General features: G+C 50.7%; 18 protein-coding genes and 3 tRNA genes. 11 read left to right on the forward strand and 10 right to left on the reverse strand.

Annotated elements, in window-relative coordinates; genetic code table 11:
- Positions 1-462: 462 nt before the first annotated feature.
- Complete coding sequence (gene dnaE, locus ACZ5BI_RS06400) at positions 463-4,011, reverse strand: DNA polymerase III subunit alpha (RefSeq protein WP_464895893.1); 3,549 nt, start codon at positions 4,009-4,011, stop codon at positions 463-465.
- A gap of 125 nt (positions 4,012-4,136) precedes the next feature.
- Here dnaE and ACZ5BI_RS06405 point away from each other — a divergent pair.
- Positions 4,137-4,210 (forward strand) — tRNA-Lys (locus ACZ5BI_RS06405).
- A 24-nt stretch (positions 4,211-4,234) separates the two neighbouring features.
- A tRNA-Lys gene (locus ACZ5BI_RS06410) sits at positions 4,235-4,311 on the forward strand.
- Here ACZ5BI_RS06410 and ACZ5BI_RS06415 read toward each other — a convergent pair.
- The 6 genes from ACZ5BI_RS06415 to ACZ5BI_RS06440 form a co-directional block, all read right to left on the reverse strand.
- Complete coding sequence (locus ACZ5BI_RS06415) at positions 4,312-4,788, reverse strand: peroxiredoxin (protein ID WP_316694537.1); 477 nt, start codon at positions 4,786-4,788, stop codon at positions 4,312-4,314.
- Positions 4,789-4,891: 103 nt separating this feature from the next.
- A tRNA-Leu gene (locus ACZ5BI_RS06420) sits at positions 4,892-4,976 on the reverse strand.
- A 53-nt stretch (positions 4,977-5,029) separates the two neighbouring features.
- Complete coding sequence (gene mnmA, locus ACZ5BI_RS06425; protein WP_464895894.1) at positions 5,030-6,136, reverse strand: tRNA 2-thiouridine(34) synthase MnmA; 1,107 nt, start codon at positions 6,134-6,136, stop codon at positions 5,030-5,032.
- Positions 6,137-7,384, reverse strand: coding sequence for a cysteine desulfurase family protein (locus ACZ5BI_RS06430; RefSeq protein WP_464895895.1), 1,248 nt, complete (start codon positions 7,382-7,384; stop codon positions 6,137-6,139). It abuts the gene before it with no gap.
- Positions 7,384-8,367, reverse strand: a complete 984-nt coding sequence (locus tag ACZ5BI_RS06435; RefSeq protein ID WP_464895896.1) for an electron transfer flavoprotein subunit alpha/FixB family protein — start codon at positions 8,365-8,367, stop codon at positions 7,384-7,386. Before ACZ5BI_RS06435 ends, ACZ5BI_RS06430 begins: the two co-directional genes overlap by 1 nt.
- A 9-nt stretch (positions 8,368-8,376) precedes the next feature.
- On the reverse strand, positions 8,377-9,165 hold the full coding sequence (locus tag ACZ5BI_RS06440) for an electron transfer flavoprotein subunit beta/FixA family protein (RefSeq protein ID WP_464895897.1): 789 nt from the start codon (positions 9,163-9,165) through the stop codon (positions 8,377-8,379).
- Between the two features lie 193 nt (positions 9,166-9,358).
- On the opposite strand from ACZ5BI_RS06440, the gene ACZ5BI_RS06445 reads away from it, so the two are divergent.
- The 5 genes from ACZ5BI_RS06445 (at position 9,359) to glgX (ending at position 14,325) form a co-directional block, all read left to right on the forward strand.
- Complete coding sequence (locus ACZ5BI_RS06445) at positions 9,359-10,075, forward strand: ABC transporter ATP-binding protein (RefSeq protein ID WP_464895898.1); 717 nt, start codon at positions 9,359-9,361, stop codon at positions 10,073-10,075.
- On the forward strand, positions 10,072-10,353 hold the full coding sequence (locus ACZ5BI_RS06450) for a hypothetical protein (RefSeq protein ID WP_464895899.1): 282 nt from the start codon (positions 10,072-10,074) through the stop codon (positions 10,351-10,353). The genes ACZ5BI_RS06445 and ACZ5BI_RS06450 overlap by 4 nt, the downstream gene beginning before the upstream one ends.
- Before the next feature lie 527 nt (positions 10,354-10,880).
- Positions 10,881-11,381 carry a hypothetical protein gene (locus tag ACZ5BI_RS06455; RefSeq protein WP_464895900.1) on the forward strand — a complete coding sequence of 167 codons (501 nt, stop codon included), beginning with the start codon at positions 10,881-10,883 and terminating at the stop codon, positions 11,379-11,381.
- Positions 11,378-11,998: a hypothetical protein gene (locus tag ACZ5BI_RS06460; protein WP_464895901.1), complete on the forward strand. Its 621-nt coding sequence runs from the start codon at positions 11,378-11,380 to the stop codon at positions 11,996-11,998. The genes ACZ5BI_RS06455 and ACZ5BI_RS06460 overlap by 4 nt, the downstream gene beginning before the upstream one ends.
- Before the next feature lie 77 nt (positions 11,999-12,075).
- Entirely contained in the window at positions 12,076-14,325 is a 2,250-nt protein-coding gene (gene glgX, locus ACZ5BI_RS06465; protein WP_464895902.1) for a glycogen debranching protein GlgX, read from the forward strand.
- A gap of 124 nt (positions 14,326-14,449) precedes the next feature.
- Here glgX and ACZ5BI_RS06470 read toward each other — a convergent pair whose 3' ends face one another.
- The 3 genes from ACZ5BI_RS06470 to ACZ5BI_RS06480 are packed head-to-tail and all read right to left on the reverse strand — an operon-like array spanning position 14,450 to position 18,655.
- Positions 14,450-15,637, reverse strand: coding sequence for an ABC transporter substrate-binding protein (locus tag ACZ5BI_RS06470; protein WP_464895903.1), 1,188 nt, complete (start codon positions 15,635-15,637; stop codon positions 14,450-14,452).
- A 49-nt stretch (positions 15,638-15,686) separates the two neighbouring features.
- Complete coding sequence (locus ACZ5BI_RS06475; protein ID WP_464895904.1) at positions 15,687-16,802, reverse strand: ABC transporter ATP-binding protein; 1,116 nt, start codon at positions 16,800-16,802, stop codon at positions 15,687-15,689.
- 17 nt (positions 16,803-16,819) lie between these two features.
- A complete protein-coding gene (locus tag ACZ5BI_RS06480; RefSeq protein ID WP_464895905.1) occupies positions 16,820-18,655 on the reverse strand; it encodes an ABC transporter permease in 1,836 nt (611 codons plus the stop codon).
- A 266-nt stretch (positions 18,656-18,921) separates the two neighbouring features.
- On the opposite strand from ACZ5BI_RS06480, the gene ACZ5BI_RS06485 reads away from it, so the two are divergent.
- Genes ACZ5BI_RS06485 through relB form a run of 4 tightly spaced genes read left to right on the forward strand, consistent with a single transcriptional unit; the run spans position 18,922 to position 22,547 of the window.
- Positions 18,922-19,713: a FadR/GntR family transcriptional regulator gene (locus ACZ5BI_RS06485; protein WP_464895906.1), complete on the forward strand. Its 792-nt coding sequence runs from the start codon at positions 18,922-18,924 to the stop codon at positions 19,711-19,713.
- A gap of 16 nt (positions 19,714-19,729) precedes the next feature.
- Positions 19,730-21,187, forward strand: coding sequence for an NADP-dependent phosphogluconate dehydrogenase (gene gndA, locus ACZ5BI_RS06490; protein WP_464895907.1), 1,458 nt, complete (start codon positions 19,730-19,732; stop codon positions 21,185-21,187).
- Positions 21,184-22,278: a sugar kinase gene (locus ACZ5BI_RS06495; protein WP_464895908.1), complete on the forward strand. Its 1,095-nt coding sequence runs from the start codon at positions 21,184-21,186 to the stop codon at positions 22,276-22,278. Before gndA ends, ACZ5BI_RS06495 begins: the two co-directional genes overlap by 4 nt.
- 20 nt (positions 22,279-22,298) lie before the next feature.
- Positions 22,299-22,547 (forward strand): type II toxin-antitoxin system RelB family antitoxin, encoded by a 249-nt coding sequence (gene relB, locus ACZ5BI_RS06500; protein WP_464895909.1) that lies wholly within the window; start codon positions 22,299-22,301, stop codon positions 22,545-22,547.
- Positions 22,548-22,653: the final 106 nt, after the last annotated feature.

The raw sequence follows: 22,653 nt of genomic DNA on the forward strand, positions 1-22,653 counted from the left end.
TCGGCTCAAGCCCCCTCTCGCATCTTTTACCGCCCCCAACCCGTAAGCGGGAGCCATTTCCGCATCACCTTGAAAAAAGACTATTCAGTGGGTCACCTGTTTGGTGAGTATCCGATGCTCTCAGTTATGAGTTCTTGTTTCTCCTTCAGCACAAATCCGCCCCTGCACGCTCAGTACGTACCTTACGGGACTCTGGTACCAGCTGTACCCCTTTGCGTGAGGGAGAAGTTTTATCCGAGCAGGTTAGGTGGGGATCTGGCGGTTCTTGTCCCCGCTGAGGTGTTTACGCAGATGATACCAGCGAGCGGGGAGGCTGGGTTTTATCCGAGTAGGTACGGTGGGCATAAGAATTCGGGAAACGTCGCTACGTTTTCCGAATTCTTGGGCGGGAGGAAAAACCCAGGATCCGCGCGGGAACCACAGGAAAAACTTCTCCCCCGCGCCCGCCCGCGCAAACGGAAGTTATTTGCGCTTTTCTAGGCAGTGCAGGCCGAGCAGGGTTTTTAGCTGCCCTGCCAAACCGGATCCGCGATTCACCCGCAAATCATCACCCAGCTGCACGATAGTTATGCCCTTGGGGCCGCGCAGATGCATCCGAACTTCGCTTTGTCCCGGACTGGAACCCAGGATGTCTCGCAATTGCTCCGCTATATCTTCGGTAAGGCGATTGGCAGCGATATAGATATTTAACGGTCCGTTGGAGACTTGGCTGATATCGGGCAGCGTCATTTCTTGCGCATAGAGGGAAGCTTCTTCGTCACGAATTCGCACCCGCCCGCGCACACTCACGATTTCATCCGTCACCAAATCTTGGGAATACTTCTGGTAGGTCTGCGGGAAAAAGAGCACATCGGTGGAACCAGAAATATCTTCGATAGTGGCGATCGCCCACAGGTTCCCGTCTCGCTTGGTGGTTTTACTTTGCACCGCAGTAATCAGGCCACATATTTGAATCTGTTGGCCATCCCGTACCCCATCTTCGGTAGAAAGATCCACGATTTCAGTGTCGCTATTGTGGGCAAGAATCGTCTCCATCCCCTGCAAGGGGTGGTCAGAAACATAAAGCCCCAACATGTCGCGTTCAAATTTTAGTTTTTGTTGTTTATCCCATTCGGGAAGATCGGGGATTTGCACGGTGAAAGTAACTCCTTCATCGGCATCCATCATCCCGAAGAGGTCTTCTTGCCCCATGGCAGCGTTGCGTTTCACGTCAATTACGGAGTCTACGGCCTCGATATGGATAGCTTCGAGCGGACGGCGAGCGTGCCCTAAGGAATCGAAAGCTCCGGCTTTAATCAAGGATTCCACTACCCGTTTATTGCAAACCTCGATGGGTACTTTGTCCAGGAAATCGTGGAAGGAAGTGTAGTCACCTTTTTCTTTACGGGTTTTCACGATTTCAGCTACCACGTTGATACCGACGTTGCGCACCGCTGATAGACCGAAACGGATTGATTCGCCAACCGCAGTGAAATCTGAGGCGGAGGCATTTACGTCCGGCGGGAGGACTGCAATATTCATGCGGCGACATTCCCGCAGATACAGGGCTAGTTTATCTTTATTGTCTTTGGTGGAAGTCAGCAGCGCCGCCATATATTCGGTGGGATAGTTGGCTTTTAGATACGCCGTCCAATAGGAGACTAACCCGTAGGCAGCCGAGTGCGATTTATTGAACGCGTAGGAGGAGAATGGCACCAGGATTTCCCATAGTTTACTGACCGCGTCCTCGGGGTATCCGCGCTCGATCATCCCATCGTGGAAGCGCGAATATTGTTTATCCATCTCCTTTTTCTTTTTCTTCCCCATGGCGCGGCGCAAAATATCTGCCTGTCCCAGGGAATATCCGGCGACTTTTTGGGCGATTGCCATTACCTGTTCTTGGTAGACGATGAGGCCGTAGGTTTCGTCCAAAATATCGGCGAGGGCTTCGGAGAGGGCGGGGTGAATAGGCTCGATTTCTTGGCGGCCATTTTTTCGCAAAGCATAGTTGGTGTGTGAGTTCGCCCCCATAGGGCCAGGCCGGTAGAGGGCGCCGACCGCGGAAATATCGGAGAACTCGGTGGGTTTCATCAGCCGCATCAGCGACCGCATCCCCGCAGAATCCAGTTGGAATACCCCCAGGGTTTCTGCCCGGGAAAGCAGCTCGTAAGTGGGGCGGTTATCCAGGGGAACTTGCTCTAAATCCAGGGGTTCTTTCCCATTATCCACGATATTGTCGAGGGCGTCCGAGATGACGGTCAGGTTACGCAGCCCCAGGAAATCCATTTTCAACAGTCCCAAGGTTTCGCAGGTGGGATAGTCAAATTGGGTGATGATTGCCCCGTCAGCCAGGCGTTTCATCATCGGCACGATATCGGTTAAATCATGACTGGACATGATCACCGCGCAGGCATGCACTCCCCATTGCCGGGTGATACCCTCTAGGCCTTGCGCCATTTTGATAACTGGCTTTACTTCGCCTGCGTTATCGGAAACGTATTGACGAAATTCACTGGCTTCCCCGTAGCGTGGATGCTTCTCATCGTAGATTCCCGAGAGCGGAATGTCTTTACCCATAATCGCGGGCGGCATTTTCTTGGTGAGCTGATCTCCTAGCGCATAGGGTTTATCCATGATCCGGCAGGAGTCTTTTAGCGCCTGCTTAGCTTTGATTTTGCCGTAGGTGACTACCTGTGCGACCCGGTCTTTCCCGTATTTTTCGGTCACGTAATCGATGACTTCTCCGCGCCGGCGCTCATCGAAGTCCACGTCAATATCGGGCATAGATACCCGCTCGGGGTTGAGGAAACGTTCGAACATTAACCCATGTTCGAGGGGGTCGAGTTCGGTTATCCCCATCGCGTAGGCCACGATAGATCCGGCTCCCGATCCGCGCCCTGGCCCTACCCGGATTCCTTGCGCTTTCGCCCAGTTAATATAGTCGGCTACTACCAGGAAATATCCGGGAAATCCCATCTGGGTGATGATCCCGCATTCGTAGTCGGCTTGTTTTTGGGATTTTTCGGGGATGCCTTGCGGGTAGCGCCGGTGCAGGCCGCGTTGGACTTCTTTTACGAACCAGCTGGTGGTATCCTCTCCGGCCGGTACTTCAAACTGGGGCATATAGTCGGCGCCCTCGGCGGTGGTTTTGAAATGAACTTCGCACATTTCTGCGATTTTCAGGGTGTTATCGCAGGCTTCAGGGAATTCGGAGAAGAGCTCCCGCATTTGCTCTGCCGTTTTCAGGTAATATCCGGATCCTTCGAAACGGAAACGGTCAGCATCATTTAGACGTGACCCCGAGTTGATACACAGCAGAGCATCTTGGGTGGGTTGGTCACTTTCGAGAACATAGTGGGAGTCGTTGGTAGCTACCAGGGGGGCATCGATAACTTTTGCTAGTTTAAGTAGCTCGTTGCGCACCCGCCGTTCGATTCGCAGTCCATGATCCATCAGTTCGATAAAGAAGTTTTCTTTACCGAAAATGTCTTGTAGTTCCCCAGCGGCTTTTTTGGCTTCTTCCCATTGCCCTAGGCGCAGACGGGTTTGGATTTCTCCCGAGGGGCAGCCGCTGGTGCCAATCAGTCCGGTGGAGTATCGTTCCAACAGATCTCGGTCGGCTCGTGGCCATTTTTGCATCTGTCCATCGATGGAGGCTAGCGAGCCTAGGCGAAACAGGTTATGCATACCCTCGGTAGTGCGCGATAGCAGGGTCATATGGGTGTAGGCGCCGCGTGCCGATACGTCATCTGCCCGCTGGCTTTCTTCTCCCCAACGTTGCCGAGTTTGATCAAAGCGGGAGGTTCCGGGGGTTATATAGGCTTCGAGGCCAACTATGGGTTTAATGCCAGCGTCGGTGGCGGCTTTATAGAACTCGTATGCACCGAACAGGTAGCCATGGTCGGTGATCGCTACGGCTGGTTGACCGATTTCTACCGCTCGCTCCACTAGTTTTCCGATCCGGGCGGCCCCATCCAACATGGAATAGTCAGTGTGAACATGAAGATGAACAAAATCATTCGCTGGCGCCATGTCCCCCAGTTTAGCTTGGCGCCAACTTTGTTTCTTCCACGTGTGAAACTGCTCCCAATGCCGGTATTGGTTTCGCGAGGACGCACCTGGCGGGTTAGAGTTTATTCGTTGCGTTTAGCAGCGATGCGCCACTAGCTCAACTGGCTAGAGCATCTGACTCTTAATCAGAGGGTTCGGGGTTCGAGTCCCCGGTGGCGTACGAAAGTCATTTTGGCTTTTACCTGCGCCACTAGCTCAACTGGCTAGAGCATCTGACTCTTAATCAGAGGGTTCGGGGTTCGAGTCCCCGGTGGCGTACCACTAATCGATTCCCAGTTCTTTGCGCAACCGCGCCACATGCCCTTTGGCACGTACCCGATATTTCGCTAACACCACTTTTCCGTCTTTGCCTACTACTACGGTGGTGCGGATTACTCCTTTTACCAGGCGCCCGTAGGAGTTCTTTTCCCCGTAGGCGCCCCAGGCGCTCATTACTTCCCGTTCCGGATCAGAGGCTAAGGGAAAGTTTAGTTCTTGCTTGTCGCGAAACTTTTCTAGAGCCGGCATTTTATCGGGGCTGATTCCTACCACTGCGTATCCGGCTGACTTTAGCGAGTTCAAGGAGTCGCGGAAATCGCAGGCTTCGGTGGTGCATCCCGGGGTGGAAGCTTTGGGATAGAAATAAATAACTGCCCCTTTTTCGGATTCTTCCAAGAGTCCTTGCAAACTGACTTCCGAGCCTTGATCAGTGGGCAAGGTGAAATCTGGAGCCTTTTGACCTGCGGTTAACTCTGACATGGACACTCCCTCTTAAATAGTTAAACGTAGAGATACTAACGCCGAAGCGCAGTATTATTTTTAACTCTACCATTTTATTTAAGCTGGTCAGAGCTGCTATAGCTGGTACGCGAGGCGGGACTTGAACCCGCACGTCGTAAGACACTAGAACCTAAATCTAGCGCGTCTACCAATTCCGCCACTCGCGCTGGCTTGAATATATTAACCTAAGGAGCACCACCCTTTCCAGTCCCAGAATTGGCTACTGCCCCTTTTCCTGCCGAAACGCCTCTTCGATAGTTGCCTCACAGATTACGCGATCCCCGGAATAGACCACTAGGGATTGTCCGGAGGCGACCGCGCGGGTGGGGTTTAGCAGCTGGGCTCGCAAGGTGCCGTCTGCCTCTAGGTATACTTTCGCCGCTACTTCGCTGCCGTGGGCGCGATACTGCAAAGTTACTTCTGCCTGCCCGGATACTGCCGGATCATCTGGCTCGGTCAGTAATACTGCATCGGTGGCGGTGATTGCATCTACGTTCAGTAGTTCACTGACGCCGACTACTACCGTATTGGTTTTCATATCGGTACCGAGGACGTAGCGGGGACGACCGTCAGCGGCCGGTCGGCCCAGGTTTAGCCCTTTGCGTTGCCCGATAGTGTACTGATAGGCGCCCGAGTGGGTTCCCACTTCCTTACCGTCTGTGTCCACGATTTTTCCGGTTTTACTGCCCAGGTGGGAACGCAAAAATCCGCGAGTGTCCCCATCCGCGATAAAACAAATATCGTAGGAATCTGGTTTGGCAGACATGGGCAGGCCGCGCTGCTCGGCTTCTGCCCGCACCTGGCTTTTCGATTCATACTCCCCTAGCGGGAATATAACTTTCTCGAGAGCTTCCCGCCCCATTATCGCCAATACGTAGGATTGGTCTTTTTCAATGCATTTGGCGCGGTGTAGTTCTACTCCAGTAGGTCCGTTCAAAACGCGCGCGTAATGCCCGGTACAGACGGCATCGAATCCCAGAGCATCGGCGCGGGTAGCGAGTTCCTTAAATTTTACGAACTCGTTGCAGCGCACGCAGGGGTTAGGGGTGCGTCCCTTGCGGTATTCATTGAGGAAATCTTCTATTACGGTTTCTTCAAAGGTTTCCGCCATATCCCACACGTAAAACGGTATCCCCAGCATGGAGGCAGCCAGGCGGGCATCGGAGGCATCTTCTACTGTGCAGCATCCGCGCGAGCCGCAACGGTTTTGGGTCTGGTTAGCGCTTAGCGCCATATGTACGGCAGTAACGTCGTGTCCGGCCTCTTTAGCGAGGGCGGCGGCGACCGCGGAATCAACTCCACCAGAGAGCGCTGCTAATACTTTCATTTATTTCCTCTCCCGCTCTGCTAGTTTCCGGGAGGCACGTAGGGCTGGCGGTAGTGCCTGCAATAACCGGTCTACGTCCTCCGGGCGCGTGGACCAGCCAAAAGATATCCGTAAAGATCCGAGGGCGTCCTGTTCACTGTAGCCTTGCGCTAATAGTACCGGGGAGGGGCGGGCTACCCCGGTGTGGCAAGCCGACCCGGCCGAGGCACAGATTCCCGCCTGATCCAGGGCAAATAGCAACCCTTCGGCTTCCGCACCTTGCAGCACAAACTGGACGATGCCGGGTACTGCCGGGGCGTCGCTAGCTAGTTTTACTCCCGGTATCGCTAGCGCTCCTTGCAGTAGTTTTTCGCGTAACTGCTGGTGACGTCGGGTAGTTTCTGCTAATTCCTGCTGGGCCGCCGCGAATGCTGCCGCTGCCCCTACGGCGGCGATCACGTCTTGAGTGCCAGCTTTGAGCGCCCGTTCTTGTCCGCCGCCAAGCCGGTCACTAGCAAGGTTTACTTCCCGGCGCGCCAACAATACCCCTAGCGCTGCCGGCCCGCCCACTTTGTGGCAGGCCAACGAGACGGCATCTACCGGGGAGTCGGCAAAGTTTATTTCTTGGCGCCCGGCAGCGGCAATCGCATCGGTGTGAATAGCAAAACAGCTATCTGAGTCGCTCCCGATCCCTTTCCCGGCTGCAGTCTTATCGCCAGGATTATCCCGCGTATCTGCTGCTGCTTTTTCGCGCAGCATGTGGCACAGCTTGGTAACTGGCTGCACTACCCCGTTCTCGTTGCACACGCTCATCACGGATACTGCCGCTATTTGGGTGGTATCCAGGGCGGATACGGCTTCTAGATCGACTACCCCGCCGCTATCTACCGGTAGCACTTGCACCTGGAAGCCGGCCTCTTGTAGGTCGCGAGCATTAAGCCCAACCGCATCATGCTCTACCTGGCTGATTACCACTTGGCTGCGGCGGGGATCTTGGCGGCACGCTGCCCTAGCCAGGCCGCGCAAGGCAAGGGCACAAGAATCTGTGCCACCCCCGGTGAAAATAACTTCTGCCGGTTCGGCTCCCAGCGCCCTCGCTACCTGGGCGCGCGCAGTTTCTAATAGCGCGGCCGCTTTACGTCCAGCCGCATGTGCAGAAGACGGGTTAGCACCGATCCCGGAAAGCGTCGCCGCTGCCTCATTCATAGCCGCTAACGCTTCGGGGCGCAGCGGCTCGGAGGCCGCGTTATCGAGGTAGGTTAGCTGCACTATGCGTCCAGCGGTTTGATTCTAGAGAGGGCATCCGGGACTACGGTGAATAGGTCTCCAACTACCCCAAAGTCTGCCATTTCAAAGATCCTCGCCTCCGGATCATCACAGATGGCCACGATTTTCTTCGCACCGCGAATCCCGCATACATGGTGGTGGTCCCCGGAAATCCCCATCCCGATATAGAGGTTGGGGGCAACGCTAATCCCGGATTGTCCTATTTGAGCGGCACGGTCAATCCAGCCTTGCTCGCAAGCCACGCGGGTGGCACCGACCGAGCCTCCGAGCACCTCGGCCAGCTGTTCGGCCGGACCAAAATCGCCATTAACGCCACGACCGGCACATACTACTACTGGCGCTTCGGTTAGTCCCGCGTGTGAAGATCCGGTATCTTCCCTAGAAACTACTTGGATCCGTTTCGTGGAGTCGCGTAGCTGAACCGGCAGATTCTCGGTCTCTACTTCGCCGGCTTCAGCTGCCGGTACCGCAGAAAGGGCAGTAGTGCGCATGGCGACGATCGGGATACCCCGGCGAATGTAGTAGCTGGTTTCCCAGGTGCCATCGAGTACCGATTTACCGGCAACCAATTTCCCGTCAGCCACTTTTAGACTGGTGACGTCCACGCTGGCTCCGGAACCTAAAACGATGGCGCTCTGGGCAGCTCCGTCACGCCCCCAGGAGGTGGAAGGCAGCAGCACTGCCCCAAAATCTCCGGTACGAACCGCCGAAACCACCAGGTCAGCCAGGATTGCTCCGACTTGCCAGGTTCCGGTTTCTTCCGGATCAAAATAGCGCACTGCCGCTACCCCGACCTGGGAAAAATGGTGGGGAGAAATAGAGGAGGGCGCAAGCGCCACTACCTTGCCACTGGTGATTTCGCGCGCCAGGGTAATCAGACGCGCCGCCGCTACCGATAAATGTTGTGGCCGAGCCGCATCCGGGTGGGCAAAAACCAGGACGTCTTTTGCTATTTTTTCGCTCACGATTTCCTCCTACTTCTTCTGCGCAAATCCGGATTCGACTAGGTATTCGGCTAGTGCTTCGCCAGCGTTCGCCGAGTCGGTAACAATCGTTCCCTGGTTCTTTTCTTGGCTATAAAGCTGGGCATCCAATACTTCTGTGCCAGAATCAGCTGCCCCTACTTCTTTAGGGCTAAGTTCTAGCTGCGCTAAGTCCCATTGCTCTACCGGTTTCTTCTTCGCCGCCAACATTTCTTTAAATCCGGGATAGTGTGGCCGGTTGGCTTCGTCATTTACCGAAAGCACCAGGGGATATTCTGCCCGTAAAGTCAGAGCCGTACTTACCTGATAACTGGTGGCTTCCACGCCGTCGGCGCTGAAATCCACCTGCGAGGCATCGGTGATCACCGGTAACTGCAAGGTAGCTGCCAAAGCTCCCGGCAGCATCGAAGTCATCCCATCGAGGGAGGAGGTTCCGCAAATCACCAAATCTACGTCCTCAATTTTTTGGATTGCCCGCGCTAACACGCGGCCAGTCACGGTCACATCTGAACCCGCTAAGGCCGGATCGCACAGGTGATATGCCCGGTCTGCCCCCATTTGGAGGGCGCGCAGCAGGGCTTTCTTTGCCCCTTCCGGCCCCATAGTTAGGGCAATAATTTCGGCTTCCGGTACTGCCGCTTTCGCGCTGAGCGCCGCCTCGATGGCGTTTTCGTCCAGGTCGTTCAGAGTATCTTCTTCTCCGCGCACCACGTGACCGTTTTCGATTCGCCGCTCAGATTGCGGGTTGGGTACATGTTTTACAGTTACGACAATCCTCATACTTCTACCTTGCCACAAGCTTTCCCAGTGAAAAAGTAACCAGCACGTCCTCTTTGCTCACAGAGGAAGTTTTTCGCCATATGTTACTGCCGTCACGCATATACTTATTACATCCGTTCAAGTGATGCCTTTGGTAATCCGCCTAGATTGCTACTTCCGGTTAACACCCGGCTTTCCAATGAAAGGTTGCTTTTTGGTTATTGATAATCTTTCTTTCTCCTACCGCAAGCACCCCGTTTTTTCTAATGTCACCTTCGAGGTTGAAGAGGGCGTGACGGTGCTTTTAGGACCGAATGGTGCTGGAAAATCGACTCTTTTTAAGTGTATTACTGGCGCGCTGCGTCCAACTTCTGGCAACATACAAATACCTGAGCAATATAAAATCGGCTACGTCCCGCAATCTTCTGAAATGCCCGCGGGAGCTAAGGTAATTCAAGTCTTAAACTATGCCGCGTGGCTGTGCGGGAAAAATGGCGACTCCCAAGAGCAAAGCGTTAAGCAAGTTATCGATACCCTATCGTTAGAAAAACTACTGAAACGTCGGGTACGAACTCTCAGTGGCGGAGAACGACAACGAGTAGCCCTAGCGGTAGGAATAATCGACAATCCTCGGTTACTACTTCTTGATGAACCAACAGTAGGTTTAGATCCTTCGCACCGCTATCATTTGCGGCAGACAATCTCTGAACTATCAAAAAACCGTTGCATACTTTTAAGTACCCACTTAATTGAGGACGTTACCCAAATCGCCCAAAGAATTGTCTTACTCAGCGGAGGGACTTCATTTTTCGCTGGTTCAGTTAGCGATTTCGTCCACCGATTTACCGGCGAAAACAGTGTCACCAGTACCGCAATCGAGCGCGCCTATGACCAGGCAGTTAATGATTCTTTGAAAGCGTCAGTTGTATGAAGCTAAAACAGAATCTAACTTGGTGGCCAATCCCAAAAATTATTCTAGTTTTAGTATTCGTGATGATGGCTGCGGGAGCTTTCATCGCCTCCGTCTCTGCCCTCCAGGCAGATTATTTCCTTTGGTCAAAAACTAACCGTTTTCTTCACGATGCTTTGTGGATTCCTGGTTCTCTACTAGCAGGTGCAAGCAGTGCCATAGCTATTATGATTTGGCCTAGACAAGGAATTTTTCAGGTAAATAGTATCGGTAAAATGCGTTCTAAAGCCGCCATGTGACAACTGGGAATCATTGTGGCATTTGCTTTTACCGGGCATCTTCTTGGCTGCGCCCCACTGCTTTACTTCACTAGCCGTTACGGGAGTGGTGGAAGTCTATCGTGGGCGAGCTTACTCGTCGCTTTTTCTGGGGTTATAACCCTAGTCGCTATCGGTTTTTTCACTGGACTTGCCATAAAAAGAATCTTTATAGCACCCCTGGTATCGGTCGCTACTTTTGCTCTAATGGCAATAATTTCCGAGCCAATACTGCGTCCTTTGGCTCTGCTATTTCCGGTTCGGCAGGTATCGGATCGGCTCGTTTTGAAACCAATCCGGCAGTAGCAGTGTTCTCGCTGATATTTGCCTGCACGCTGCTTTTAGCAGGCTACAGCGCATTAAGTTTCCCGCTTACAGGTAATAACCCAGGTTCATCTGCGCACCAGAGAAATCTTCTACTCCCCCAAATAGTTTCCATAGCATGCGTCCTTGCGCTGGTCGGATGCGCTTTTGTATGGCGACCAGAATTGCTAACCGTTCACCGACCGGTGAAAACCACTTGCTTTAAGATTCAAGAGTTCCAGGTCTGCCTACATGAACAAAACCTGCCAGCACGCCCTTCGATACAAAAAAGTATCAACCGGCTGCAAAAGGTTGGAATCAGTTCTCTGCTAACCACCATTAGTGACGATGCCGCTGTTGAACGAGGTTTACCGAGAAACGGCGAGGCTTTCATCATTGTTGATTCCGGTCCTTATGATAGCGAAAACGTTGCTAATAGCCTGGAAGAAAGCATTGCTTGGCAGGTGGTGAGCGCGGCTACCACCGACCGTTGTATCGACAAGACGAAAACTATCGAAAGTCACGACCTCAATTCTGCAATCGCTCATGATCTGCTTAAGCGCGCCAAATACACCAATCTAGCCGAACATATTTCTCCGGAGGTAAACTCCACATTTGCGCATATGAACGAGAGGGAACTTAACTCATTCCTGCACACCCAAAATAAGCTCATCACCTCCTGCTCTCTGGAAAACAAAACGCTATGAACACCGTTAATGGATTCCTGCACGCCCGCAACGCCTACGTGGGTGCGTTGTTCCTGATTGCGTTATCCATACTTTCCCTATCTTTCCCCATGACCTACATCGGGGTTAGCGTGAAAGCCGGGTTTCCTGCCCGCGCAGTAGGTATCGCAGAGATATGCGCACTCATTGCTGCCAGTTTTCTCCCCACATTTACCAAGCCGCACTTCAATAAGGCTGAGCTTAAAGCTCCCCCAACCCGTCGGGCGATCCACAGCATTTTCACCGCTTTAGTGATCATTAGCCCTTGTGTGCCCGCTATCACCTGGTATTTACGCATCAAATGGAGCGAACTGGGCTATCAACTTCCCGGTATAATCGGTTTTCTCGGTACCCCTATCATTTTGGGTTCCCTGTCCATGCTCGCCCTCCTTTTAGCTGGTAGAGCAGTATCTATAGTTACACCCACGTTAGTTTTCTCTACTATCGTAGTGACGCAGCACCTGTTTCCCCTAGGAATTACCGCGCAAGTATTCGCTACCGCTAAAAATTGGCACACTTGTTGGCCGGTAGTAGGGATACTATTTTCTATTACCCTGTTGATTGCATACCGTAAAGGCTCGATACCTTCAGGCAAGTAGAAAAACTACCTGTTTGACGAAAACTTATTTAACTAGCGGAATAGCTCTATCGAACCCCAGCCGATAGGATTGGCTACGTGTCAAGACGAGTAATAGACGACTTTTTTAGGCCGTCCAGCCCCTATGTACATGACGGTGCCGCTGATCCGACCCGCCTGGGGGTACACCTAGAAGGCAACGGGGTGGATATCGCGGTGGTAGCCCCGAATGCCTCGGCAGTGGAAATCTGTTTTTTTACTTCCGCAGAACCAACCGCTCCCGAAACTCGTTATCGCCTCTTAGGCCCGGTGGATGGTATCTGGCACGGCCATGTTTCCGGGGTATTGGCCGGCACCTACTATGGTCTACGCACCTGGGGGGCTTGGAATCCGGAACGCGGGCATGTATTTAATCCCTATAAACTCGCCCTCGACCCCTATGCTCGCGCTATCAGTGGAAACGTACAGCTTTGCAGTCAAACCTACGCCCATAAAACCGATGATCAGCTCTATCCGTTACATCCTTTCGAGCTAGACCCCACCAACTCGGCTCCCTATACCGTGCGCGGAGTGGTCACCGGTAAAGAGTTTGACGTAGCGCCCGGCCCGGCCACTCCTTGGGAGAGTACCGTTATTTACGAGGCACATGTCAAAGGGCTTACCAAGCAACTGCCCGGAGTGCCCGAAGAGCTCCGTGGAACCTATGCGGGACTGGCACACCCGGCTACTATCGCCTACTTAAAAGATTTAGGGATCACTGCAGTCGAACTATTGCCGGTACACGCGAAACTTTCGGAAGCGTTCCTAAACGAGCGAGGTTTAAGTAACTATTGGGGGTACTCTACCCTGTCCTATTTCGCTCCCGAGCCCTCCTATGCCACTAAGAATGCCCGTATGCTCGGGCCAATGGCAGTATTGGATGAGTTCCGCGGCATGGTTTCGATCCTGCACCAAAACGGCATCGAACTGCTGCTAGACGTAGTTTATAACCATACTTGCGAGGGCGGAGGCGACGGTCAGGCACTTTCTTGGCGCGCCCTCGATAACGCTATGTATTATCGTCTGGATTCCCAAGGTGGCAATATCGATTATTCCGGTTGCGGCAATACTTTAGATACTGCCCATCCGCGAGTAATCCAAATGATCATGGATTCTTTACGGTATTGGGCAGGCGATGTAGGAGTCGACGGCTTCCGTTTTGACCTCGGCGTTACCTGCGGGAGAGGCAAGGAACATTTCACTCGTTTCCATCCTTTCTTCCAGGCCTGCCTAGATGATCCGGTTTTGCGGAACAAGAAAATGATCGCCGAGCCTTGGGATGTCGGGCCTGACGGTTGGCGTACCAGTGATTTTCCGTTGCCGTTCTCTACTTGGAATGATCGCTATCGCGACACTGTCCGCGGCTTTTGGATTGCCGATGGGCGCGCCCAGTCGCGGGGAGAATCTCGAGGTGCTCCCCCCTTTGAACTGGCTTCCCGGCTTTCTGGTTCCCAAGACATGTATGGGGTTGGGGATGTCCCGGCCGTGCGCCCTCCCCGCTGTTCGATTAACTTCGTAACCGCTCACGACGGCTTCACCCTGGGGGATTTGGTTAGCTTCGACCATAAACATAACGAGGAGAACCTGGAAAATAACCGGGACGGATCCCCCAATAACCTGTCTTGGAATCACGGTAGTGAAGGGCGCGCCTTCCAACTCGGTATCGAAAAGGAACTGGCTTTAGATGGCGACTCTCCACTGGCAGAACTGCTAAATGCCCGGGTGCGCTCTGCGCTTAACCTGTTTACCACCATTTTTATTTCTGCGGGTACCCCGATGATTTTGGCTGGTGACGAGTTTGCCCGCACGCAAGGCGGCAACAATAACGCCTATTGCCAAGACAATGAAACTACCTGGCTGAACTGGGAACTGGTGGATTGGCAAAAAGACTTTTATGTGGCAGTGCGAAAGCTGATTGCTTTGCGGCGCGAACACCCGGTTTTCCGGCCTAAAAACTACTTGAGCGGCCAGCGTCATCCGGGAGATAGCATCCCGGATCTTTCCTGGTATAACCAGGTGGGGCTGCTGATGGGCGATCGAGCCTGGCATGATCCGGCCAGCCGAGTTTTCCAGATGCTCCGTTCGGGACGCCCCTACGGGGATCAGGATTTGCTGGCGGTTTTCAATGGGACGCTTGATCCTAAGCATGTGCGCTTAGCTCCGGGACGAGGAACCGCCTATCAAGAAATTTGGGATTCTGCGGTTTCTGAACCGGAAGCGGAAGCTCCCCCGTTCAACCTCGCCGGTGACGATGTGTTCCTGGAGCCGTTATCAATCAAACTTTTCCTAGCCGACTCCAGCGGGGATTAACCCACATTTTCGAGTTAACCAGTGGAAAACTCTTTTTGCATTGCCCCGGCTATCCATAAATTTCGATAGTAAAAGCCGGCGGGAACCCTATAATTAGGGGGTTCCCGCCGGCTTTTGAGGAGTTTTATTTCTTATTCACGGTCCACAGGTCTTGCCAATCCTTAGCCTTGGCATAATCATCTCTTGTGGTCTTTGAGTTGTTCGCGAACATTTTGTCAAGATGCTTAGCAATACCTGAAGCCTCTTCGGGAGATACCTCGGCCTCTTTATTGGTAGAGATCTTTCCGTCGTCAAGCTGCGGCTGCATGCCTTCCTGGGTCATCATGAAATGCACGAATAGCTTTGCCGCATTCGGATGCTTGGTTCCACTAGCAATAACAGCTACCCGAGGAGTCAATTGTCCGATCCAAGGCTCCATTGAATCACAGAGACCAAGAGCAAAATTATCTTCTTTTGCATCCCGGAAAATAGATGTACTTACAAAACCGACGGGAGGATTTGCTTGGCCATCAGCACCAATGATCGGACCTGCATCGGTGTCACTTTTTACCACATTTGGGCTATTATTAGCTAATAGTTTTACCCATTCTTTAGTCGCGCTATCCCCGGTAAACTTCTTATGGAACTGGTCTTCATAAGCTGCCTTCATTTTATCTTCACCATAAGTGGAGATCTGATTAAACCAGAACATAGTCTCTTTTCGCAGTAATGGATCTGGCATTACAAATTTGCCTTTCCACTCTGGAGTAGTTAACGCCCACACATTTTTTACTGGACACTTGTCATATACTTTATTGTTGTACGCAAACACCCAGGGATTATTTTCAGTAATAGCCGGATTTTGGTATTCCTTGGGAATCACATTTTTCAAATCCGGGGGCATCCAAGATACACCTATGCCTTGGGGAATAATCTGACTGCTTACGTCAGGTAGATTACTCATATTAAAAACATCGCTCTGTACATTTTTAGCCCGGAATTCGCGAATGATAACTTCTTCTTGCTCCTGGGCTTTCATCTTTACCCCAACGGCCTTAATACCATATTTTGCGGTAAAGTTCTCAGCCATTTTCTCAATCTTACCCGTGGCATCTACTACCGTAATCGGGCCTTCCTTTTTAGCGGCGGCAACAAGTTTTTCCAGACTATAATCTTTATCTGATATCCCAATGTTAACCTGGGAAGCAGCTTTATCTCCGGCACTACCCGAGTTATCTTGACTAGCCGGGGCACAACCGGCAAGTAACATTGAAATTCCAATTATTCCTGCTCCCGTCATTGCGAGCATTTTCAGTTTATTCTTATTTGACATCCCCTTCATTCCTTTCATGTTTAAGTTTCAATGTATTAAAGACTATTTTTCATACTTGCGGTTCATAATCAGGACGAATGCGCTCTTTACGTCCGTCAAATAAATGTAAATTCTTTTTCTTTATTCTGAGATAAACCTGCTTATCGTCATGAAGTTGCGGAGTTCTACTAGTGATAGCAAAAATGCGTAAGCCTCCTGCCGAAAGCTGCAGAATCCAGCTACCGCCTGTGGGCAGAACACTCTCCAGCTTTGCTGCAATTTGAAAATCATCATTTGCGCTTTGCTGTGATTCGCTGGTGACTGTAATAGACTCCGGACGAATTCCCACCGAATCTGCCTTAGGTAGATCCGGAAGAACTCTCGCAAGATAATCTGATATCTTTTTTGCGAAGATTGTTTCACCTTGGGATATCTCCACGATGTTTATTGGGGAGGCTCCCAGGAACTCGGCTACAAAACGGTTTGTGGGATAGTCATAAATCTCAGTAGGTGTTCCTACCTGAAGCAATTTTCCTTCATTCATCACTGCGATAGTGGAGGCCAGTGTCATTGCCTCCCACTGATCGTGTGTAACAAACACAAAAGTGGATTGCCCTTCATTGTGAATTCTTTTCAACTCCGCTCGCATATCCAACCGAAGTTTGGCGTCCAAGTTACTTAATGGTTCATCTAGCAAAATCACGTCTGGATTCACAACCAGCATACGAGCCAATGCAACGCGCTGTTGTTGCCCACCTGATAATTCAGCAGGATACCTATTTGCATACTTGGAGATACCTAAAGCCTCCATTACCTCCAGACTTTTCTTCTTTCTGGTTTGCTTATCGACTTTTTTAAGACGCATGCCAAAGTCAACATTTTCAGCAATAGTCAGATGCGGCCACAAAGCGTAGCTTTGAAAGACTAGTCCGAGACCTCGTTTTTCTGGGGGAACAAAGATGCCCTTTTCAACCGAATCCACTACCTGATTTCCAATGGTTATAGATCCCGATGTTGGGTGCTCTAAACCTGCGATCATACGCAAAGTGGTGGTCTTGCCACACCCTGAAGGACCGAGCAAGCACAGAAATTCTCCGCTCTCAATCTCTAGGCTGAGATTAGAAACCGAAGGCGACACTGCCCTATCGTAGATTTTTTCTACTTGATTTAGTTTTATAGTTGCCATTTTTTGCCTCTTTCTAATTAGCCACCGAGACCGGCCGCAATACTAGTTTTTGTAAGTTTCTGCACCACGATGGTTCCCACCAGCGCAACGACACAAATCATCAAAGTTACAGCGTTCGCCGCCTGTTGATATCCATAGTCGAGCAAACGAATGGAATACGTGGTCATCAAATCTGTACCAGGTACCGCCAACAGCACCACCAGACTCAATCCTTTTATTCCGGAGATAAAAGGCATCAATATTCCCGCTACGATAGATCCTTTCTGAATAGGCACTAGCACACGAACCATTCGCTTTACCCATCCAGCTCCGGCAATTTGTGCTGCTTCTTCGGGATCCTTACCAAGCTGAATCATGGAGGCTATACCTGAACGAGTAGCGAAAGGCATTTCCGATGCGGTCATCGCAATCAGCAATATCCAAGGCGTACCGTATAGCGCTGGCACGGGTCCGCGCGGAACAGCGAATAGCGAAAGCACAGCTGCCGCAAAAACAATTTGAGGTACAAGATAAGGAAGGAAGGTGACGTGCCGTAAAAATGACCCCACGATTTTAACGGGGACCCGCATTACTACATAGCCCACCATCAATCCTAAAAATCCAGCCAAAATTGAGGTGATGCCTACCATCCACAACGTATTCCATACGGAAAGCCAAAAATCTTTTGTAAGTAGGATTCCATCTGGCATAACCGTAGTGGTGAGGTTATGCCCCACCCAGAAGTCCCAAGTAAAATTACTCCACGAGAAGTCTCCGGGATTACGCATAACCGTGGTCATGAATAGGATGAACATCGGGCAGATAGCGCATAGAACAAACACTAAAAGTACCAGGATACTTGCAGGAATTCGCATTTTACCCAGGGGACGTATCCTTGACATCGCACCCTTAGAGCCCACTGTTACATATCGTTTTGCCTGTTTTGCCATTCGGGCATCTATTAGAACGGAAGCTATTCCCAAAAGAATAATGCACAACGCTAATACGGCTGTTGCTCCAGTCTGTCGGGACGTCGAAGCACGGAATAGAGAGGTGGCGAGGACATCATAGTTGACTGGAACACCCAAGATATAGGTGACCCCGAAATCCCCTAGGCACCGCGCAAACACGAGGGTCAACGAAGACACCAGCGAGGGGCGCATTAAGGGCAGTATTACTAAGCGAACTACATGCCTTGGTGACGCTCCTAAAATTCGAGCGGAGTCTTCCAATTGCGAATCAAACCTAGTCAATGCATTGCCGAAAAGCATCAGCACAAAGGGCATGTAGTGAATTGTCAAAACAATGATGATTGGGACACTGCCATACGCCAACCAATCCGGGGGGCTGAAACCTGCGGCTTCTAACCAGCCGGGCTGTCCTCCTACCTTCCTATTTTTAAACAGAGATAACCATGCCAAAGCAAAAGTCCATGACGGCAGCATATAGGGGATAAGGAGACCGGTAGATAGCGACTTGCGTCCCCACAGGTTTGTTCGCGTGAGAACCCAGGCTAGCAGTCCTCCAATCAGTAACGAAAAGACTACTGTCACCAAGGAAATTGTCAGCGTATGTAGCAGGGGTCGCCAGAAAATCGCTTGCGAAACGGTGGAGCGAAATACCTGCCAAAAATAGTAGCTGGTAATAGAGCCTTCCGGTGCTCCCAAGCGCATACTGTCCTCGAACTGAAGCTTGGCGGAGTCCGTAAGCAAACTGATAACTGGCGCCAAAATAATGTACGAAAACAGAATGACCAGCATCAAACCGATGAGAGTAGTGGGTTCATTAATCGCTAACCGCAAATAATATTTAAAGTGTCGTTTCCGCTGTTCACCGGTTTTAGCACGACTTTTTTTCGTTATTGAGGTCTTCATAGTTTTACTCCCATGTAAACTCGCGCCGTAGCATGCCAGGCGCCCTCGACTGTCGATGCTTGAACAATGAAAAAAGAATAAATCAGATTTATTCTTGTGTCAAGGACTCTAGAGAGCTAATATTTTCTCAGGATCTTTTTCAGCGGAAACTGATTCTTAGAAGATTAGGGAATACATCATGCTAGGGGTATTTTTCACGAAATACTGCTTTCGGTGAGCGGTATACCAATATCTACCCCAACCAAAGAAGAGCAAAGGGGACATTCGTGGAAGCATCAGCAGCAGAGTCCATTCTCGCGGTCACGCGTACTTTAAAAGATCGCTTGGTAGAGACCCTCGGACTAAAAATAGTTCGCGGCCAGATTGCACCAGGTGAGATATTACAACTGGAGTCAGTAGCGCTTGAAGAATCAGTATCGCTTTCGGTGGTTCGCGAAGCTGTAGGGGTACTAACTTCTTTGGGGTTAGTGGAGTCACGAAAAAAACTTGGCACCGTAGTTCAGAAATCCGATTGCTGGAAACATGCCAGTCCCGAAGTAATCAGGTGGCGTTTGCTTGACCCCATGCAACGGTTAAAACAGCTCCACTGGCTAGTCGAGCTGCGCCATGCACTTGAACCCACCGCCTCTAGCTTAGCTGCGGCTCACCGTTCATCAGAAGCTGCAGCCCGGCTACTAGAGATTTCCTGTGAGTTAAGCAATTTCGTAAAAGACGACGATATGGAGGGATTTCTAAAAGCTGATGTCGAATTTCATGATCGGATTCTTCACGAATCCAACAATCCTCTCATAGCCAGCTTGTCCCACCACGTAAACACAATATTAAGCGTGCGACACATTTTTGGCCTCATGCCCTCAAAGCCAGATACGCAGGCTTTGAACTTTCACAAGATCTTGGCACAAGCAATTGATCAACAAGATGAAGAATTAGCTTTTTCTTCATCCTCCCAGATCGTTGAACAAGCTACTGAAGAGTTCATGCAAGCAGCGGAATTTTCCTACGGATCCCCTGAGGATCCTCCTAATTTTTCTTCCCTCAACGTTTCAGAACAAAGATAAACAAAGGAGTTTAACTATGACACAGCTAGCAGATGTGGGCGTTATAGGAATGGCAACTATGGGTTCCAATCTGGCGAGGAATCTGGCACGAAACGACTATAAGGTTGCCATTTATAATCGGGAATATGCGAAAACCCAAGCTGTGATGAAGAATCACAGTAAGGAAGGTGCTTTCATCCCCACGAAAAGCTTCAAAGAATTCGTTAATTCACTGTCCAAACCTCGTTGCGCGATCATTATGGTTAAAGCAGGGCTGCCCACAGACGAGGTAATTACCAAGCTTAGCGAGCTGATGGAACCGGGCGACATGATAGTTGACGGTGGTAACTCTCTGTTTTCCGACACTATAAGACGAGAAAAAGCGGCAGCGAGCAAAGAGTTAGAGTTCGTGGGATGCGGAATTTCAGGTGGCGAAGAAGGTGCTCTTAACGGACCGGCAATAATGCCAGGCGGTTCCATTGAGGCATATAAACGTATAGGCCCGATGCTGGAAAGAATCTCCGCTAAGTCCAGTGAAGACAATGAACCTTGCTGTACGCATGTGGGAGCTAATGGAGCCGGACATTTTGTAAAGATGGTTCACAACGCCATCGAATACGCTGACATGCAGGTCATTAGCGAAGCATACGACATTCTACGTAAATGCCTGCATCTTTCCGCTAGTGAAATCGCTGAAATTTTTGCTGATTGGAATAGCGGGGTTTTAAGTTCTTACCTGATTGAAATCACCGTTGATATTTTGCGCCACTGCGACCTAGAAACCCAAAAGCCTCTAGTTGACTTAGTTCTCGATCAAGCCCAACAGAAAGGTACTGGCAGCTGGACAGTACAGGTGGCTGCGGAAATGGGGGTACCCATATCCGGAATAGCCGAGGCAGTTTTTGCCCGCAGCCTCTCTTCTTCAGTTACGCAAAGGGAACTAGCGCAAGCAAAGTTAGGTACTCCCAATATCCATCAAGCAGATTCTGAGCTGGTTAACGATTCAGAATCATTCATTGAGGATGTCCGCCAAGCGCTATATGCTTCCAAAATAGTTGCCTACTCGCAAGGTTTAGGGGTTATTCAGGCTGGTGCTGACAAATATAACTGGAACATTGACTTAGGTAATATTGCTAAAATATGGCGAGCTGGTTGCATCATTAGAGCCAGTTTCCTAGATAAAGTGACCCAAGCCTATCGTCGTAATCCAGGCCTTTCCCTGCTACTTGCCGATGATTATTTCTTGAGACAAGTACAGAGGGCTGAAACTCACTGGCGTCGAGTGGTTTCTTTCGCGACCAATGCCGGTATTTCCATTCCGGTATTTTCGTCATCACTATCCTATTTTGATGCGATTCGTGATCCGCAGCTTCCAACCAATCTAATCCAGACCCAACGGGACTATTTCGGAGCACACACGTATCAACGCACGGATAAACCGGGAGTATTTCACACATTATGGTCCACTGCCGAACGTCAGGAAATAGAAGTATGAAGCTTCAAAACGCACTGTGGGATTTAGTGGTGCCTACTTCTGTTGGCGTGCGACTTACCCCCGAAAACCGGCAACAATTCGCCCATTCCTCCAGACTTTTTATGCAAGCTACCTCGGCAGAGACCAATGTAGCCTCGGTAATCTCTGGGTTGGGATTGCGCGCAAAAGTATTGACCAAGTTCGTGGAGGGATCCCCGGTAGCATCATTTATACGATCTGACCTACGCGCCCGCAGTCTAGATGTGGAAGGCTCCACAATTCCGCAAGGAGGCGCTTGGGGATACCGACACCAGTTCAACCTAGCTGATTGTGGATTTGGGGCGCGCGGACCCAGAGTTTGGAATGATCGTGCGGGAGAAGTCGGCACCTCTATGCAAGCGCAAGATTTTGATCTGGACAGAATCTTCGCGCAGGAACGAGTAAAAATCGTGCATATTTCTGGGCTGATCGCTGCGCTATCAGAAAAAACCGGGCAAATGTGTATCGATATTGTCAAATATGCGAAGGCTCATGACAGCATAATTTCTTTCGATTTAAATTACAGGCAATCCTTCTGGGACGGTCGCGAAGACGAACTTAGCACCGTGTTCCACGAGATTGCGGCCATGAGCGATATCCTTTTCGGCAATGAAGAAGATTTCCAGCTAGCCTTAGGTATCCCAGGGCCTGAAACAGGAGGTGGAAACCTGGAAGCAGAGGGGTTTCAACAGATGATAGGCCGAGTTAGAAATACTTACCCACAGGCTAAATACATCGCTACCACCCTCAGAAAAGTTCTGAGCGCAAATAGGCATCTTTGGGGCATGATGCTGTGGAGACACGAAGCAGCAGATATCTTGAACCCAAAAAATGGACAGTTTTTATTTGCAGATCCACGTGAAATTGAGGTTTTGGATCGGATAGGAGGTGGGGACGCTTCCATCGGAGGATTACTGTACGGGATCCTACGCGGATTTTCCCCCGAAGAATGTCTCAGATTCGCTTGGGGCTGTGGCGCTTTAGTCGCAGGAAATCTAACCGATTATCTTCTCCCAGCAGATGAAGATCAAGTTTGGAATGCTTGGAGCGGAAATGCCCGTGTTAGACGCTAGTTTCATCAGACAGGATGAACATGGTCAAAGTAGTTGACTCTGTGCCAATAGTGGTTCGGTTACCCGTAGATTTAGTGAAGCGTTATGACAATCTGGCTAAGACTACCGGCCGCAGTCGCGCCTACTTCTTCACAAAAGCAGTCGAAGAATCGATACCGCAGCTCGAATATCAATACGGGCTCCTAAAAAAAGTTGCGGACTACCGAGCAGGACGGTTAGAAACGGTATCGATTGACGAGTTAGAAAATCATCTCTGCTTGCTACAATAACTAGTTCATCAAAATGGAATAATCCGTTAAACATAGGGAAATTTCTACTGATGTGTATACCGCAGGGGCGAGACACGCTCCTCAATCCTTGACTTACGATATCGGA

The organism is Varibaculum sp. GTC20041 (genome assembly GCF_055387755.1).